The organism is Vallitalea guaymasensis (genome assembly GCF_018141425.1).
Lineage (GTDB): Bacteria > Bacillota > Clostridia > Lachnospirales > Vallitaleaceae > Vallitalea > Vallitalea guaymasensis.
On the sequence record NZ_CP058561.1, the window covers coordinates 395923 to 412927 of the forward strand.

Sequence of the window (17005 nt, forward strand, 5' to 3'; positions counted from 1 at the left end):
CCTCCAAAATATATAGATTTGTATTAAAACACCTACTTAAAGTCATCTGGTGACATTATACATAGATATAATATCTATAGTTTAATTATCACTGTATACTTTCATCTTATAATTATATTTTTTAGGTACTCTTATATCTTCTTCTCTCACATCAGGATTTTTTAATTTGAATATTTCTTCCCATAATTCTGTGATGGTTATTTCTCCTTCACGGATATCAACAACATCCAATCCTCCTTCTGCATTCATCATCCTGTCAGCTATATCAACGTTACCTGTGTTAACATAGGCAAATGCTAGATACATCTTTATTCGATTGTTGTTTTGTACTTCTTCCCCCAATATATGATAAGTCTTAATTATGAATTCATAGTATTCATTATTCAATAGAAGTTTCAAACAGCTTTCGCATAATGAATAATCATCTGTGCCTAGCTCTATAGCTTTTACCGCATATTTCACTGCTTTATCAATATCCTTCATTTCATTATATATATATGCTGCTCCATGATAAGACCATTTATTTACTTCTAGAAACAATGATTCCTTGAAACAATTCAAAGCTTCTTCAAGCCTGTTAGTGTACTTGTACATAACCCCTAATTGGTACCATACATACCAGTTATCTTTTCCTTCTGACTTAGAAGATTTTCCTAGTATGTCTATCCATTCATCACCGACTACAAAACTAGATGGCGCTATATGAGCGTCCTTATGAGTAAAGGTGTTCTTTTCCAGAATATCCAACCAGTCTCTTACATCATCATTGACTGGAAATTCAAGATGTTTACTTATTGAAATTTCTCCTAGTTTTTCTCTTAGCCTATTTTCAAGAGCACCGTAACCACTGGCATTCCTAACAAGATCGAACTTTTTCTTTCCTATAGAATCTTTTGTATCAGCAACCATTGTGTTCAGGTCATATTTCTCCCAGATATTCTCTACTTGAGCATCCACGGTTCTTACTGCGTTATCATACTCATTGAATATGCTATCTGGCTTAACATCTACACTTGTATAGCATTCTATCCATTCCCAAACAGTGTTAGGTGGCATTGGAATACATTCATATTGAGTTTTCGCTACACCAGCTTGAATTTCAATATATTTTCCTGCATTTTTAGTCAATACATCCTGCCAATTATCAGAACCTTCTATATGTCCCCATGAGAACAGTTTTCTACCTTGGAGTCGGTTGGAGGATAGCTGTAAAAGACCGTACCCTTCATTATTAACATTAGCAATATATTTCTTAGCATCTGATGGAATATCAAAAAAATAATCTACTGATGATATGGTATTTTCATAGTATGTGATATCATATCCGGCTTCATTATCAACAGGTACTTGGACTTTTCTTATACCTCCACTCGCAGAATTCTTATAAGCTTCTGTTGCATGAACAACAAGTCGTCCGTGTTCGTATTCTGGAACAGCAATATTAGACCACCAATACATAGGTATCATTTCAGAATTTCTGTTATCAATACGCATTCTACAGAATAAAATATTAGAATCTTCTTCTAGCCAAAAATCCATTTGATAAGTTACTTTACGTATTCTTTCAAATTCATAAAATCTAAGTATGGGCATGCCGTCTTCTCTAGTTGTTTCGGCTGCATATAACTTATCGCAGGTAAAAGGTGAATGTCCAATCACACCTAAGTTCCATTCAACGCCTCCACTGAACCATGCATTTCTTAGGGCTAGATTTCTAGGCTGTATTACATCATTTGTATATAATAGATTCTTTCCCGACTTCTTATCAATCAATTCCCATAACCTACCGCCATACTCTGTCAAGAATGTTGCTTTCAAGTAATCATTTTCTAAAACTGCTACTGCTACCTCTCTGTTTTTTAGATCAGTAGTATACTGATTTTGCTCTTTATATGGAAAACAGCCTACGACCTTACCATATCCTATATGTAATCCTTCATCTTCTGATAAGAAATTTTTTTGTTTATCTTTGTTTTGAACATTTATCATCTCACAGATTGATGGTACGGATGACTCTTTGATGGTTTGATCACATTCATAATAATTATTAGTAAATATAAGTGATGGTTTCATTTTAATTCCTCATTTCAATTATCAATTTAATTTATTGTTTTGCAATAGATTCTTTTTGTAAGTTATTGATTATTTAGCTGTTATGGTACATTCTTCATTAGCCATTAGGTCAACTATAAAATTCAAGCCTACTTTACAATTTACTTTCTCAATATTATTTTTCCTTTTTATAATAATCAATTCTGAATTAAACTTATTTTGTACAGTGTATTCACCTTGTTTATGAGCTTTTAGATGAATATATTCTACTCTATCATCTTTAATTGATGAAGAAATTAAAATTCCTTTCATTCCTCTGAAGTCGTTGAAACTAGTACCATTCTTCTTCCATTCATAAGGTATAGCAGGAAATACCCTTATTACTCTATCGAATGTCTGTAACAGCATTTCTTGGATAGAATCAGCAGCACACATATTGCTTTCCAATGTGAATGGTCTATAATGCCAATTAGTCAAGCCTTTGCTTTTGTAATCTCCATTAAGATGAAAACCATTCTTGGAGCAAAGATTTTCCCAAAAGAGCTGTAATTGAAATACTGCCCCTTCTCCATTTCCCTTTCTGGAATAAAATTTTGACATCCATGTAAATGAAAAACCTACCCAAAGACCTTTACCCAATTTTTCTAAGTCTTCAATGGTACTGTCGATTATTTCTTTATCCCTACCACCTAGATTATAATTCAACAAATCCAATGGATATATAGCCATTGCATGACCATGATGTCTATGACTTTCTTTCAATGATTCGTCTGGACACAACATAAGTACATTATTTTCATTGACAGCCAGTTCAGGCAATAATTCTAATTTTTCTTTCCATATAGATTTTTCCTCATATCCTAGAACCTCTGCCATTGTACACAAGGTTGAAAAGAGATATCTCAGTAATGATAAATCATAATTACTGTTAGGTGTCAACCATGCCTCTAATTCATCATCATGAATTTCTGGTGAACTAGATAATGGAAGATACAATTTTCCATCCTTACCTGGTTTCAGCCATCTTAACATACATCTTGCTGTTTCTCTTAAGTAAGGGTATGCCTTGTTTTCCAAGAACTCATCATCACCAGTATACTCCCAATGCCTTTGGAAGAATTGACACAACCATATCTGATTAGTCAAATTCAGACTATACATAGGCCATCCTCCAAGGGGTTTACCATCTATAGTCATAACAGCTGGCAGACATAGTCCTTCTGCATCAAAGAATTTCTTTGCAAATTCTTGTCCCTCAGGTAGAAGATTCCATAGGAAATCCAAAAAGCTTTCTCCTTCTTCTATATGATTGGCTTTCAAGTAATGAAGATAGCTTAATTGAGTGTTCAAATCATTATGATAATCACCTTTCCAGGGAGGCAGTTCACCATTATCAGCAGTCCATACTCCTTGTAATGGCATAGGTGGAGCATTTTTTCTTGAACATGCTCCAAAAAGGTAGTTAGTCAGGTACCACATTTTCTCTAATTCTTTATCATATAGAGTAATTGAACTTTTCTCCCAGAATTTCTTCCACCAGTTTATATGATCTATAAGCATAGTATCAAAGCCAGATTCTAGTGCTTCAAGTATATTATTTTTATGTTCTTCAAGCCAATCTTGACCATCTATGCTTGAACCGATACTATAAACAATATATAAATTATCTCCAATGACCTTTTGACCTAATATTATCCCGTACTCAAGGTCTTCTGCTGTTCTTTGTACAAACCATCTTAGATTATCTTCCTTATGGAACTCAATTTTGGGATATACTAGATTTGTTATAGATTTATGTAATTTATCTTCATTCTTATATCCATCATCCTCTAGCTTATCCGATTTCACTCCAAACCTAGGAGCTATGATCTTTAATTCTTTTACCATCTCGTAATTAGATACTGCCATTAAACCTATCTTTTTAGTTGCATGTATGAAACTTTTTATATTAGAGGTTTCTTCCTCTTTTACTATACAGATGTCAGCAACAGCATTTTCAATATTTAATTGGCTGCTTATGTTATTTACTTTCCCATAATCCAGTATTAATTTACCTGCTGGAATTTTTGTTGGAGTTGGTTTATTGTAGCAGTTATCAAATAAATTTCTTATTCCTTGCTGGTCCTTGTTTTCTACTAGTTCTATTAATTTCTTATAATTGAAATCATCTCTTAGAGTCTCACTGGCTGGACGTTTATCCCATAGATCTCCTCTATCCAGACTGAAGTTCAATGGAGAACCATCTCCCCATATGAGACAACCTGTTAGTCCATTACCTAAGGGAATTCCTTCATCCCAGTTCAATATAGGCTCATCAAAGCTAAGATTACAATATGACTCAGGTGCTTTATATTCTTTTTTATAATCCATAATTTTATTCTCCTCATATATCAGCTAGGTATAGTGCTACTTATAAATTACCAATCTTATACTGGTCATTATCAAAATCAACTTCCACAAAAGTTCCATCAGAAAATACTGTCTTTTGTTTATTGCATGTTTCATCTAAAAATTCATGACTTACCATTTCACACATGGCAACTCTATTAGATAGCTGGCATACAATCTTATTCCTTTCAATTTCTTCTTTGTCAGCCTCTATACTAAGATAACCTACTCCACCATTTAATAATGCATATAAGAATCCATCTTGAGGTACAGGTATACCCCACCCCCCTTTTGAAAGGGTCCATGGGATTATGATACATTCATGATAAACCAAGTTCAGCAAAGGTACTGGTATACCCCTTGATCTGCCTGTATCTATATTAGGATATAAGGCATGGGGAGCATGGTGAACAAGATTCATATGTGGTATTGCCCAATCGCAGCCCTCTTCTGAACTAGTTAATATCCCCTCAGAACTAACATAGTTGAAACATTCTGTCCTTTTATCCATACAATCTTTTTTTGACATCTTATGCTTTTCATGAAAACATTCATCAAGTTCTACAACACTGAATACATCTATGTAACTTCCTTTCAACTCTATACCATTGTTCTTTAATAGTTCAAAATTTCTCTTGACATAGTAAGGTGCAAAAGTAGTACATAAATAAGTTTGTTTTCCTCCTGCCCATGTTGCTTCCATATCAACATTACCATTTTCATTAAGAACAGCTTGATTTTCGTCAAAAGTCTCTGCATCAAAATAGTAATCTCTATAATTATCATGTGTGGCAAAAATATAATCCAAGCTTTTACAGGTATCTGATAATTCTTTCATTTCCTTGTAGCCACCAGCTTTTTCACAAGGAGGTAACACATCTGGATGTTGATTGTCATATCCCATCTTACCCCATCCGTCCAGATGAACATATGCCTTATCTATACCCATTTCTTTTAGCTTTTTCAATTGTTCTGTCCTTGTACCAAAGGTTGTCAGTTGGTCATTGTTGTCAGGATTTTCTTTGTCATAATATATGCTGTCTTCTACTATGTGGGTAAATATATTAGTATGTATAATAGGACTTCCTATAAGTTTTGCAACATTAGCATTTCTTATATTCTTTTCTTCTAGAGTTATGAATTTACCTTTCTGTTTAATATATTCCCTATAAATCTTACACAAAGTATTGTAATCACACTCATCCAAGAATCTATATACTATTTTTCTATTATAAGAGATATAACCTAGAGAAGGCTCCCAATAAGGAGCTATATAAGTATGACCTGTTCCTTCATGGTCCAAGTCATAACCTCCATCCCAAGGAGTTTCAGCTATAGCAATATAACCTTTTTCCTCTTCAATCTGGCCAAACCAAGGCATATAGGCATCTCTTGAATAATAGCGTCCATCATCTATATGCTCTACTTTTGCCTTCCAATTGGTAGGAATTATACATCCCTGCATCATTGGCACAACTGTATAATTGTCGCTACCTGTTTTATTGAACTCAAATGGTCCAGGCCAAACTACTTTTCTAATCATACCTTTCATTTCTCTTATGGGAATAAACTCAAAATGTACATCACCATATGTGTTATCTATCCATACAAGAGTTTCAAAAGCTATATCTAATTGTTGTCCCTTGATAATGAAATAAGAATAAGTTGACTTTATCCCCTCTCCTAAGCCAGTTTTATATTCTGTATGGGAAATATTTTGTGCTTCCTGGAAATTGATTTTCTTATTTTCATCATTTACTTTAATCTCCATATAAGGATTATAAGATTTATCATATCTCCATTCTTTTCTTCCACTGGTTATAATCAAATCCAAATCAGTTGTTGTATACTTAATCTGAACATTATTATTTTGCAGAACCATTACATCTTTGCCCATATCTCATCCTCCTATAAATATCCATTTTTAATGTCATTATACATAAATTAATAAATAATACTATGGACAAAAATTATGTAATCAATGTACAATTGTTAGATAAAAATATATTATCCTTTTACTGAACCACCTGTTATTCCAGTCATTATCTTGTTTGACAGGATGATGAACAAGATGAATGTAGGTAAGAAAACAATGATTACCCCTGCAAAAAGTGAAGCATAATCCCCAGTGACACTCATACTCTGGACAATAGACTGCAATCCTATCGCAAGTGTCCTCTTCTCAGCTTTACTTGCAAAGATTAGAGCCCATAGATATTCGTTCCATATACCTATGAAATTGAACATTGTAACTGTAACAATACCCGGTTGTGCTAAAGGGAAAATAACTTTCCAGAATGCTTTTATATGGCTGCATCCATCTATCAAAGCCGCCTGCTGTATCTCATTAGGAATGGTTGTAAAAAATCCTGTCAGATAAAATATGGTAAATGGTACTGATGTAAAGATATAGATAAGAATCAATGTCAAGATAGATTCTGTCATATGTAATTTACCTACAAGCATGAACATAGGTACCATGATCATAGCTCCTGGAATCCCCATTGCAGAAGCATAAGCCAATCTAACAATATTTTTGCCTTTGAATACATATTTTGCCATAATGTAAGAAGCTGGGGCAGCTACAAAAATAACTCCTAAACATGCTGTTACCGTATATATAGCACTATTAAGGAAATATCTCCCCACATTGTAGAGCTGAAATGTCTTGATATAATTCTTGAACTGTAATCCGCTATGTAATAATTTATTGGTAAATATCTCCTTTGTTGTACTTAGGGAAGCAATGAATATCCATCCAATAACTATTACCGTAAATAAAACCCATGCAACAACTATTATCCTCCCTAGAAATCTAGGAAACATATTTTTGATATTAGATACTTTGAATCCACTTGATTTTTCCTGCATAATATGCCTCCTTAATACTCATATTTTTCTTTGCTTATTACAACGTTGAGAATGACAAAAACCAGTATGACTGATGCACAGAGAGTCACACCTATCGCCGCACCCATTCCAACATTGATATGTTCAGCTACCTGCTGGGTCTTACTGCCACCGAATATCATATTGAACATCAAGTTTGCTGGACTAAGTGTCTTTGGATCCATTCCTGAACCACTGAAAACTCTTGACCATAAGAAAAAGTTAATTGCACCTAGACACCAAAATGTTATTGCAGTCCTTAATATATCTTTCATCAGAGGCAGTGTAATGCGAAAGAATTTGGTAAAACTTCCTGCCCCTTCAAGATCAGCACATTCATAAAAATCCTTAGGTATCTTATCCATGGCAGCCATGATTATAACCATATAATAACCTACAGAACCGAAACAAAAGGCTATCATCATTGAAGTGAATGCCCAATCTGGTGATGTCCATGGTATAGCTGCAAGCCTATCAAGTCCAAGGGCTCCAAAAAAACTTTTTAGGAAACCAAATCTTGAATTGAATACATATTGAGTCCACATTACAACCAATGCAACTGGTGTTATGACATTAGGCAGATATATAGCCGCTCTAAAGAATTTCTTGGTCTTCATCTTCTGAAGTACTACAGCAAAGAAAAACGCTAAAATAAAAACTCCTAATCCACCTATGAAAAGTATTGCCATTATATTTTTATAAGATATAACAAACAAAGGATTCTTAGTCAGGTCCATATAATTCTTGAATCCTACGAAGCTCCATTCACTTGCTGGACTTGCCAGATTCCTTACTTTGAAAAAAGACATATGAACAGTACGGATAGTTGGATATAAAAAGAATATTAGATAAATCAGTACCACAGGAGCCATGAACAACACAATCATTTTTCTTTCATTTTTTTTCATATTTCCCATATTATCATTCTCCATTTTTATGTAAAGTTGGGGCTGTCGGACAGCCCCATGAAAATTAGTAACCAAATTATTTATATATTATTTTGCATAAGTTTTTGCATCTTTTTTCATTTTCTCTATGAATTCTTTTGCTGTTGATTTACCAATCATGACATTAACCATTTCTGGAACTACTATAGCTTCTGCAAAATCTCCACTCAAATTAGCACCCCAGTTAATGTTTTTATCAGCTTCACTAACAATAGCTTGTGCGTCTGCAATAGAATCAGGCCATTTTGTACCAACAGTACAAGCTGTTAAACCTTCTTCAGCGAATGCTTCCTGTGTTTTTGTATCAACAAAATATTTTAATAATTCAAGTGTGGCTTCTTTATTATCAGTCTTAGCATTAGCCAAGAATGCTTGACCACCAAATGTAAGGTCTGTTATTTTTCCTTTTCCATTAGGTACAGTTGGGAATGTGAATTGACCCCAGTTGAAGTCAGGACCTGTTGTTGCAGATACTTCTGCTGGTAACCATGTACCATTGAAATACATTGTAGCTTCATCAAGTGCAACTTGCTGTTGTCCTGCAGGATATTTGTTAGTTTCAATCTCAGGTGCAAAATATCCTTTTTTATGGAAATCTTCAAAGGCTTCTATAGCTTGAACCACTAGAGGGTTATCCCAGCTTTCACCAGTATTGTCAGATACCAATTTTGCTACTTCATCATTTGTTATAGCTCTATCAAGGTAATATGAGAACATCATTGAATAATATGCATCATCCACTGTAATCGGTTTGTATCCTGCTTCTTTTAGACTTGCACATGCAGCATCCAGTTCTTCCCAAGTCTTAGGTACGCTTTTGATACCTGCTTTTTCAAAATGGTCTTTGTTGTAGAACCATGTTACAGCATATGGTGCATATGGAACTGAGAAATGACCATTTAATTCCACGCCATCAGCTAAAGATTTATCCCATTTAACTAAGGATGGTAAAATAGTTTCTGCTAAAGTTTTTGATGGGTCACTGATAGATGGAGATGAGTATAATTCATCTAGATTCAATAAGCTTTTTCCAAGAGATGTATACATACCAACTGGGTCAGAATCAAATATATCCAGTTTTTGACCACCTTCTATAGCTGGTATTACTAAATCTCTTACACCTCTTCCCTGCCATTGAACATCTACTTTCACATCAGGGTTAGCTTTTTCAAATCTCTCTATGGCACCTTTTAATATCTTGGCTTGTGGCTCATTTTCACTCCACATTGACCAGTAAACAACTTCGCCGCTTAAACTACTTTCTTTCTCCTGAGCTTCTTCACCTGAACCATTTTCTTTTTCTGTATTCTTGTCAACTGTTTTACTACTTTCTTTTGGCTTATTATTACCGCAACCAACAAAAGTACCCATAATAAGTAATGTTGTTAGTAACAAAGCCATTATTTTTTTGATATTCATATCTACCGCTCTCCCTTTTTTTGTATTTAGTCAGTTTGTTAATCAGTAATTCATTTCTTCTGACTGATTATATTATAATGTTTTGGGAGTTTGTTTTGTATTAACTATAGTTAGATATTCTTTGTATATTCTATAAGGTAATTTGTACATAAATTAGATATTTTTTGTACTTTTTTTAGTTGTTTATGTATAACAAAAGCCACCCTAAGGTGGCATAATCAATAATTCTATTAATTTTCTTCTCTATAATTACCTGGAGTCTTACCAGTAAATTTCTTGAAGGTCTTAGCAAAGTAAAAGTAATCATTGTACCCTATTTTATCTGCAATCTCATTAATGGTATATTCTGTATCCTTCAATAATTCACATGCGTCAGACATTCTAAGGCTTGTCAAATATTGAGTAAAAGTCTTTTTTATCTCTTTTCTGAACATCTGACTTAGATAGCTTGGATTGATTACAAATTTCTTGGACACACTTTGGATAGATATATCATTACAATAATTTTTGTTAACATATTGCAGTACATCCCGAAAAGTCTTATTTTTAATTTTCTCTGGTTGGTACTTGGGTTTCAGTTTTAGCTGACTATTAAGTAACTCCCTAAGATATACAATCATATCATCAGCTGATGTAAATATCCCTGTCAGCTGTTCATAGTTATAGATATATCTCTCATAATATTCTCCGTCAATCCTATAAAACAAAGACATTATTACATTATACATACGAAATAGAAGTTTTATATTATAATCTGCTTTTTTAATTAACTGAGAAATGTTATCCAGAGTCTTATTAATAGTGTTTATATCTTTTTTTCCTGCACTATTCTCCAGTTTTCTGACTAGGTTATCTATATCCTTATAATCTATATTCTCAGTGGTATATAAATCTCTTTTACCAGTAATGAAAAATTGATATGCTGCCATGGTGGTATTCTCTATGTACTTATTCAAATTCTCATCTATAGATATTATTGAACTGATACCTACTGATTTTATATCTTCTGATATATCTAAGGTGCTTAATATATAATCTCTTTTATCAACAGGAATGATATATACGTATTTATTAGGTCCTAATCTAAAATCAACATGACTTACACTCGTGGAAAATTCCAGTTCGTTTTTTCCAATGGAAACTAATATTATTACTTTATTATCAGCGTATGAATCTATTACTTTATTTTCTTTTAATATCTTGATAAGGCTTTCTCTATTATCTTTTGATGTTGTATCCAACAGTGAATAATCATTAGTGATAGTAGTCACTTTCAGTTTTGCTTTAACTTTTTTTAATATATTTATTATCTCATCATCGTCAAAGGGTTTCAGACAATAACCCATGGCACCATAGAGCATAGCCTTCTGAGCATAAGCAAATTCTGCATAACCACTTACTACAATGAATTGGGTTTTTCCTGATATACGTTTACCTCGTTTTATTAATTCAAGACCATTGATCTCCGGCATTCTTATATCTGTGAAAACAAGGTCTGGTTTTTGCTTATTAATGAACTCTAATGCATCTTTCCCCGAAGTTGCTTCTCCAATTACACTATAACCATATTCCTGCCAATCGATACTAGCTTTTAGACTTTTAATTACTAACCTTTCATCATCAACAATTAATATTCTGTACACTATTTCACCTTCCCTGGTAGTTTGTAAGTAACCTTTGTCCCTTTGTCATCTTCACTGTCTATAGTTAAACCATAACCTTTTCCATATCTTAGTCTTATACGGTTATTAACATTACTAAGTCCTATACTTCTTGTATTCTCCCATAATGTAGAACTATCATCATTATCTAATTGTTTTCTGATATTGGTTAATGAAACATCATCCATACCTTTTCCATTATCTTCTACAACAATTATCAGATTATCTTCTGAATCTATTTTTGCATCTATTGTCAATTCCCCTTTTTCTCTCAGAGGTTCTAATCCATAAAAAATGGAATTTTCAACAATAGGCTGCAATATCATTTTTGGCACATTACAAAGTAAGGCTTCATCACTGATATTATATGTAACACTAAACCTGTTCTCAAAACGTATGAGTTGTATGTAAATATAAGATTTTACAACTTTTACTTCTTCCTCTAATAAAACCGTGTCCAATCCCTTAGCGCTATATTTAAAAACTTTCCCCAACGCTTTTGTCATATTTATTATCTCTGGTACTTCATTATCTGCCGCAATACCCTTAATGGACTCTAGAGTGTTATATAAGAAATGCGGATTAATCTGACTTCTTAGGTATGCTAATTCTGCCTGTTTAGTCTCAAGCTCTGCTTCATATAGTTTGGAACTGGTGTTCAGTAACCTGTGAGTCAAGCTATTAACCTCTTCCATCATGGAATTGAATTCATGGGAAACAGATACCATTTCACTATAACCACCCAAATCGATTTTAGATTTTAGTCCTTTCATATTACCTGAATTAATCTTAGCTGTGAATATCTTGAATTTTCTAAGTGGTCTTATAATATTTCGTATGGTAATTGAAAAAGGTATTGCCAAAATCAAGAATGCAATGATTATTATCATTATCTGTCTATTCCTAATCACTGAAATATCATACAAAAGCTCATTTTTTGGTATTCTACTTACTATTTTACCATCAATGTAAGGCAGTTTTGCCATACCTACTATGTATCTTTCATCATTAACTTTATCAAGAAAAGTTTCTTCACCCAGATTCAGTTCTTCAACATTCTCATCTACCCTATTATCATTACTCAAAAATATTTTTCCGTTACGGTCGATTAGATATAGATTGGTATTTGTCTGCTTGGATAATATTTTTTCTGTATTACCAACAATGCTATTTACATCCAAAAATAAATATATGGTCCCGATATTTTCATTATATCTTCTATTAGGATCTATGGAAAAAACATTTGTAGCTACAACAAAACATTTTTTATAATCCTTATTATCATCATATTCTTCCATACCGCTATAATATATAGAAACTCTATCATTTAATATGAAATCTCTGTCAGCACTTATATTAGAGCCTTCTTTTTTATAATATATACTCCCGTCAGAACTTTTGATAGCTATATCTATTATTCCTTCCTTCAAGTTCATCATATTATTTACATATTTATCAACTTCTTTGAATATCTCATATTTATCATCTAATTTTTCCTCTAATAGATAATCTTGCACTATCTTATTAAAAGCAATATTCTTGACTATATGATTGACTAAATCACAATTATTATCTACTTTTTTCTCAATCTGATATATCAATTCCTTTGCATATTCACCATTTTTTTCTGTAAAAACTTCATTTATCTGAGTATACACTGATAAGATAATAAAAAATATAATCAATATTGTAGTTATCGCAATTATGAATAGTTGAACTTTTATAGAAACCTTCTCTAGGAATTTCATGATTTATCCATCCTTACTCTTATCTTAAAAATATACATAAAGAATACCATAAAATAACACTATATGAAAACTTTTTATTTTTTTCGCCAATGTTTTTTTATTGAGTTTTTTAGTAGATTTTTATTAAACAATATTTGACTAAGTACTTTTTCTGTGATATATTCACAATAGAGTGATTCTTTTTTTGTTCAAAAAATATAATTCTTTTTATATCATAAAATTTATTTCCTGGGGGTCTTAGGCTAATGCATTTTTTTAAACAATCAATTGCTGTTGTTCTAACATTTATGATTATATCCACTGTACTAACAGGTTGTGCCCAAAGCAAAGAGACTGATATAGAAAAAGATGTCCTACAAAAAATTTCTAATCCATATGAAGAAAAACTAGAGATTTCAATTTCCTTCTGGGGTATTGAAAATTCTTTTAGAAAAGGTGTAGACGATGCTCTATTAAAAGAAGTTGAAGAAAAATTCAATGTATCCTTTAAAGTCATACCAACCGCTTGGTCTGATTGGAGTGAAAAGTATATAACCTACGCTGCATCTGGAGAATTACCTGATGTCTTTGCTCATGATATAATCGGTAATTCCATATATCATAATTGGATTAAGGAAGGACTTATAAGGTCAATTCCTGAGGATCTTAGCAAATACCCTAACGTTCAAAAAATATTTAATCAAGCTGATGCCAAAAAAACTAAATATGTTGATGGTAATTATTATATGATTCCAAGACAAACCTATAAGTCAGTTAATAGATGGGCACTTGATAGAGTAATCATGGTCAGAAAAGACTGGATGGAGAATCTAGGTATCAGTGATCCGCAGAATTTTGAAGAGTTCAAAGCAATGCTAAAAGCATTTGTTGAAGACGACCCAGACAATAATGGTAAGGATGATACTATAGGTCTTGTAATTAATAATATGAACTTTGCAGCGCTTCTTTTTCTAGGCAGCTACCCAGAATTAAGTAATATTCCAAGATGCTGGGTCAAAGAAGATTCAAAATGGATGCCTGCCTATGCTAACAGAAAAGCAATTGATGCCATTGGGCAGTTGAAAGAGCTTTACCAAGAAGGATTGCTTTACAAGAATTTTGCTATAGCTAATACAGAAGACGCAAAAAATAAATTTGCTGAAGGAAAAGCTGGCGTATTCTTCTATGGTAACTCCTACAATTATATTCCTGACATGTGGGATAGATATAACCCTGATCAAAATTTCCTTGATGCTGTAAAATACTTGCATATGTGGCCTGCTCCAGATGGCAATATCTATAAATACACAGAAGCTACATGGTGGTCAGAAAGCTATTTCAGTTCTAAATGCAGTGACGAGAAAATGGAAAGGATATTAGCTATCTATGAATGGACACTGTCTGAAGAAGGTTCATTGACTTGCAGATTAGGTATAAAAGGCAAAGATTGGGACATTAAAGATGGAGAAATAGTAATAACACGTCCAAAAGATGAAAATGGTAATTTTATAAATATGTTTGAATATTATCCATCTTTTGAAGTACTATCCAATATGGCGGCATGGCAACAGGATATAATGTATGAAAAAAATGCACTAAACAATTCTATATGCGGCGAGGATGTTGTAGATATGTCAATCAGAGAAATGGCATGGCATGATAATAACGCAAAAATAGTCAATTACAACTATGATATTGTTTTTATGTCTACTCCTGCCAAAGATAGATTATCTAGAGTTAATATAAATGATGAAATCGTTAAGATTATTTTAAGCGAAAAAAGCGTTGAGGAAGCTTATAATGATATGATTGATAGATTAAATGAAAATGGACTGCAAGAAGCTATAAACGAAGTTACAGCCAAAGCAGCCCAATCAGGTTATTGATTATTACTATTATCACTCTTCCATTGTTGAACAAGAGTATCTGGTTTTTTCCTGAACATTTTATCAATTTCTTCTGAATAACCCACGATACACTTGTGACCGTCTTGAGAAAAATGCTCAATAAGATTATCAATGTTTCTTTTATTCATTGATGCTATCTGGTATTTAACTTTATTGGAAGACACAAATGTAATATTGGATTTTTCTATTATCCTATAATATCTTGTTACTCCTTTATATACCCACATTAACTCGTTTATAGGCATAACAAAGAATGTACAAGGACTATTAGCTATAATATAATTCTGTGTTACAATGACAGAACCTTTATTTAATGCTGTAGGAGCTTTCATCTCTGTATCAACTTTTTCACAGAACACCTGGAAATCACTACCATACTGTTTTTTCAACCTTCTCATACTCTTAGAATTCTTACGCAATATATATATGAATACACAAATGAATATGAATAAGAAAAATAACATTAATATCTTTGATGTAAGTGCATCAAAAGGTGTTTCGCAAGATAAGAAGTCTTCATACATAAGTTCCTTCAATTCTTCTGGAGAAATGGCATCTTCCAGTAATTCTTCTAATGTATTACGTAAATTATTAGTAATTACTGAGAATGTCCCTCTGAGTAAATATGATGAGCTAGTCTCATTGACCAACTTATGATATTCATCCTCTTTTACAGATACGACAAGCATTTTTTCATTAATATTAATTCCGATATAATAAGTTTCTGAAACCTTAGAACCATTACGTTCAGTTGTAACACTACCAAGATCAATATAATCACTTATTTCCATCTCAATATAATCATTGTTATCCATAGCTTTTTCAAAGTCTTCAGTGCTATTTATAACAGTTGGATTATTGGTATTTTCTTCATATGATGTCAAACACTTATTGACTATCATACCCCCACTTATTAATAATATTGCTAAAATTAAAAGCGCTATGTATTTCTTTTTCTTGTACTTCTTCATGAATTGCGGTGTTTCCATTAATATTTCCTCCTATTTTTGTGTAATTAACACTCCATAGGATATTAGCATATAGGGTATTATTTTGTCAATTAGACTAATTAATTATATTAATATGTAGAATAAGACCTATATTTAAAATATACTATTTATTTATTTGTATATAGTAATCTAATAAGTTATATATCCACTCACGTAATTCTGGAAAATCATATCCTAAATCATTTGCATGTTTTGTATCTAGATTAAAGGATTCCACACCATTATATGGTCCTTCTGCACCTGTCATTGAATATATAGCTTTTTTACTTGTTTTCTTTTCTACATAATCTATTATTTCGTGTAATGTTATTGTACCTGTATTATTGCCATTTATAGTTCCAGTGAAATCCTTCTCTACTATCCATGCGATTAACTGTCCTGCTTCTGTAGATTTTATGAATGGTATTTCTTCATCCAGACAATCAATATGCATAGGATTCTCTTCTAAGATGCTCTTAACATAGAAATACAATCGTTCAGTATAATCATCTTCTCCCACTACGTAAGGAAATCTGACTGCAACAGCTTCAAAATGAGAGTATTCCTGAAATAGTGCGCATTCTGCTTGTCTTTTTATCTCAGGATAAGGATAGTCCATACGTGAGCACCATTTGAGTTCATAAGTATGAGGGTTGAATTCACTTTCTGTAATACCCATATGCAGTTTATCATAGACTGACGCCGTTGATGTCATAACATATCTTCCACATTTTATATTATCCAAAAGATATTTAACATCATTGGAACAATAAGCAAGGTTATCACAAACAACATCATAATATTTATCACCAAATACATTAGCTAAACTATCTGGACTTGTACGCTCAATAACAATTCTATTGACTTTTTCGCCAAAACTATCTTTTGTTAATCCTCTTGTGGCTATTGTTACATCATGTCCATTTTCTACTAATGCATTAACTAGATGTACTCCAAAAAAACGTGTTCCTCCTAATACTAGTATTTTCATTTAATTCCTCCTGTCTGAGCAGTTTATTCTAATAC

General features: G+C 32.5%; 11 protein-coding genes. 1 reads left to right on the forward strand and 10 read right to left on the reverse strand.

Features of this window, described 5'->3' with window-relative positions; all coding sequences use genetic code 11:
* Positions 1-81 precede the first annotated feature (81 nt).
* From HYG85_RS01735 to HYG85_RS01770, 8 genes are all read right to left on the reverse strand, one after another.
* Positions 82-2073 (reverse strand): DUF5107 domain-containing protein, encoded by a 1992-nt coding sequence (locus HYG85_RS01735; RefSeq protein WP_212692021.1) that lies wholly within the window; start codon positions 2071-2073, stop codon positions 82-84.
* 69 nt (positions 2074-2142) lie between these two features.
* Positions 2143-4422 (reverse strand): glycosyl hydrolase family 95 catalytic domain-containing protein, encoded by a 2280-nt coding sequence (locus tag HYG85_RS01740; protein WP_212692022.1) that lies wholly within the window; start codon positions 4420-4422, stop codon positions 2143-2145.
* A 40-nt stretch (positions 4423-4462) separates the two neighbouring features.
* On the reverse strand, positions 4463-6337 hold the full coding sequence (locus HYG85_RS01745) for a DUF5696 domain-containing protein (RefSeq protein ID WP_212692023.1): 1875 nt from the start codon (positions 6335-6337) through the stop codon (positions 4463-4465).
* 110 nt (positions 6338-6447) lie between these two features.
* Entirely contained in the window at positions 6448-7311 is an 864-nt protein-coding gene (locus HYG85_RS01750; protein WP_202975266.1) for a carbohydrate ABC transporter permease, read from the reverse strand.
* Between the two features lie 11 nt (positions 7312-7322).
* Positions 7323-8246 carry a carbohydrate ABC transporter permease gene (locus HYG85_RS01755; RefSeq protein ID WP_242986556.1) on the reverse strand — a complete coding sequence of 308 codons (924 nt, stop codon included), beginning with the start codon at positions 8244-8246 and terminating at the stop codon, positions 7323-7325.
* A gap of 78 nt (positions 8247-8324) precedes the next feature.
* Positions 8325-9695 (reverse strand): ABC transporter substrate-binding protein, encoded by a 1371-nt coding sequence (locus tag HYG85_RS01760; protein ID WP_212692024.1) that lies wholly within the window; start codon positions 9693-9695, stop codon positions 8325-8327.
* Between the two features lie 230 nt (positions 9696-9925).
* Positions 9926-11338, reverse strand: a complete 1413-nt coding sequence (locus HYG85_RS01765; RefSeq protein ID WP_212692025.1) for a response regulator transcription factor — start codon at positions 11336-11338, stop codon at positions 9926-9928.
* Positions 11338-13104, reverse strand: a complete 1767-nt coding sequence (locus HYG85_RS01770) for a sensor histidine kinase (RefSeq protein WP_212692026.1) — start codon at positions 13102-13104, stop codon at positions 11338-11340. The genes HYG85_RS01765 and HYG85_RS01770 overlap by 1 nt, the downstream gene beginning before the upstream one ends.
* Before the next feature lie 245 nt (positions 13105-13349).
* Here HYG85_RS01770 and HYG85_RS01775 point away from each other — a divergent pair, with 245 nt between their 5' ends.
* Positions 13350-14969 carry an extracellular solute-binding protein gene (locus tag HYG85_RS01775; protein ID WP_212692027.1) on the forward strand — a complete coding sequence of 540 codons (1620 nt, stop codon included), beginning with the start codon at positions 13350-13352 and terminating at the stop codon, positions 14967-14969.
* Here HYG85_RS01775 and HYG85_RS01780 read toward each other — a convergent pair.
* Both HYG85_RS01780 and HYG85_RS01785 read right to left on the reverse strand, forming a co-directional pair.
* Positions 14963-15979 carry a DUF6709 family protein gene (locus HYG85_RS01780; protein ID WP_212692028.1) on the reverse strand — a complete coding sequence of 339 codons (1017 nt, stop codon included), beginning with the start codon at positions 15977-15979 and terminating at the stop codon, positions 14963-14965. The two genes, HYG85_RS01775 and HYG85_RS01780, sit on opposite strands and share 7 nt — an antisense overlap.
* Before the next feature lie 124 nt (positions 15980-16103).
* Positions 16104-16970 (reverse strand): NAD-dependent epimerase/dehydratase family protein, encoded by an 867-nt coding sequence (locus HYG85_RS01785; protein ID WP_212692029.1) that lies wholly within the window; start codon positions 16968-16970, stop codon positions 16104-16106.
* Positions 16971-17005 lie beyond the last annotated feature (35 nt).

Bases quoted from the DNA above. Each gene is read 5' to 3' on its own strand.
- HYG85_RS01775 (WP_212692027.1), top strand. From the start codon at position 13,350: ATGCATTTTTTTAAACAATCAATTGCTGTTGTTCTAACATTTATGATT.
- HYG85_RS01750 (WP_202975266.1), bottom strand. From the start codon at position 7,311: ATGCAGGAAAAATCAAGTGGATTCAAAGTATCTAATATCAAAAATATG.
- HYG85_RS01740 (WP_212692022.1), bottom strand. From the start codon at position 4,422: ATGGATTATAAAAAAGAATATAAAGCACCTGAGTCATATTGTAATCTT.
- HYG85_RS01770 (WP_212692026.1), bottom strand. From the start codon at position 13,104: ATGAAATTCCTAGAGAAGGTTTCTATAAAAGTTCAACTATTCATAATT.
- HYG85_RS01755 (WP_242986556.1), bottom strand. From the start codon at position 8,246: ATGGGAAATATGAAAAAAAATGAAAGAAAAATGATTGTGTTGTTCATG.
- HYG85_RS01760 (WP_212692024.1), bottom strand. From the start codon at position 9,695: ATGAATATCAAAAAAATAATGGCTTTGTTACTAACAACATTACTTATT.
- HYG85_RS01735 (WP_212692021.1), bottom strand. From the start codon at position 2,073: ATGAAACCATCACTTATATTTACTAATAATTATTATGAATGTGATCAA.
- HYG85_RS01745 (WP_212692023.1), bottom strand. From the start codon at position 6,337: ATGGGCAAAGATGTAATGGTTCTGCAAAATAATAATGTTCAGATTAAG.
- HYG85_RS01780 (WP_212692028.1), bottom strand. From the start codon at position 15,979: ATGGAAACACCGCAATTCATGAAGAAGTACAAGAAAAAGAAATACATA.
- HYG85_RS01785 (WP_212692029.1), bottom strand. From the start codon at position 16,970: ATGAAAATACTAGTATTAGGAGGAACACGTTTTTTTGGAGTACATCTA.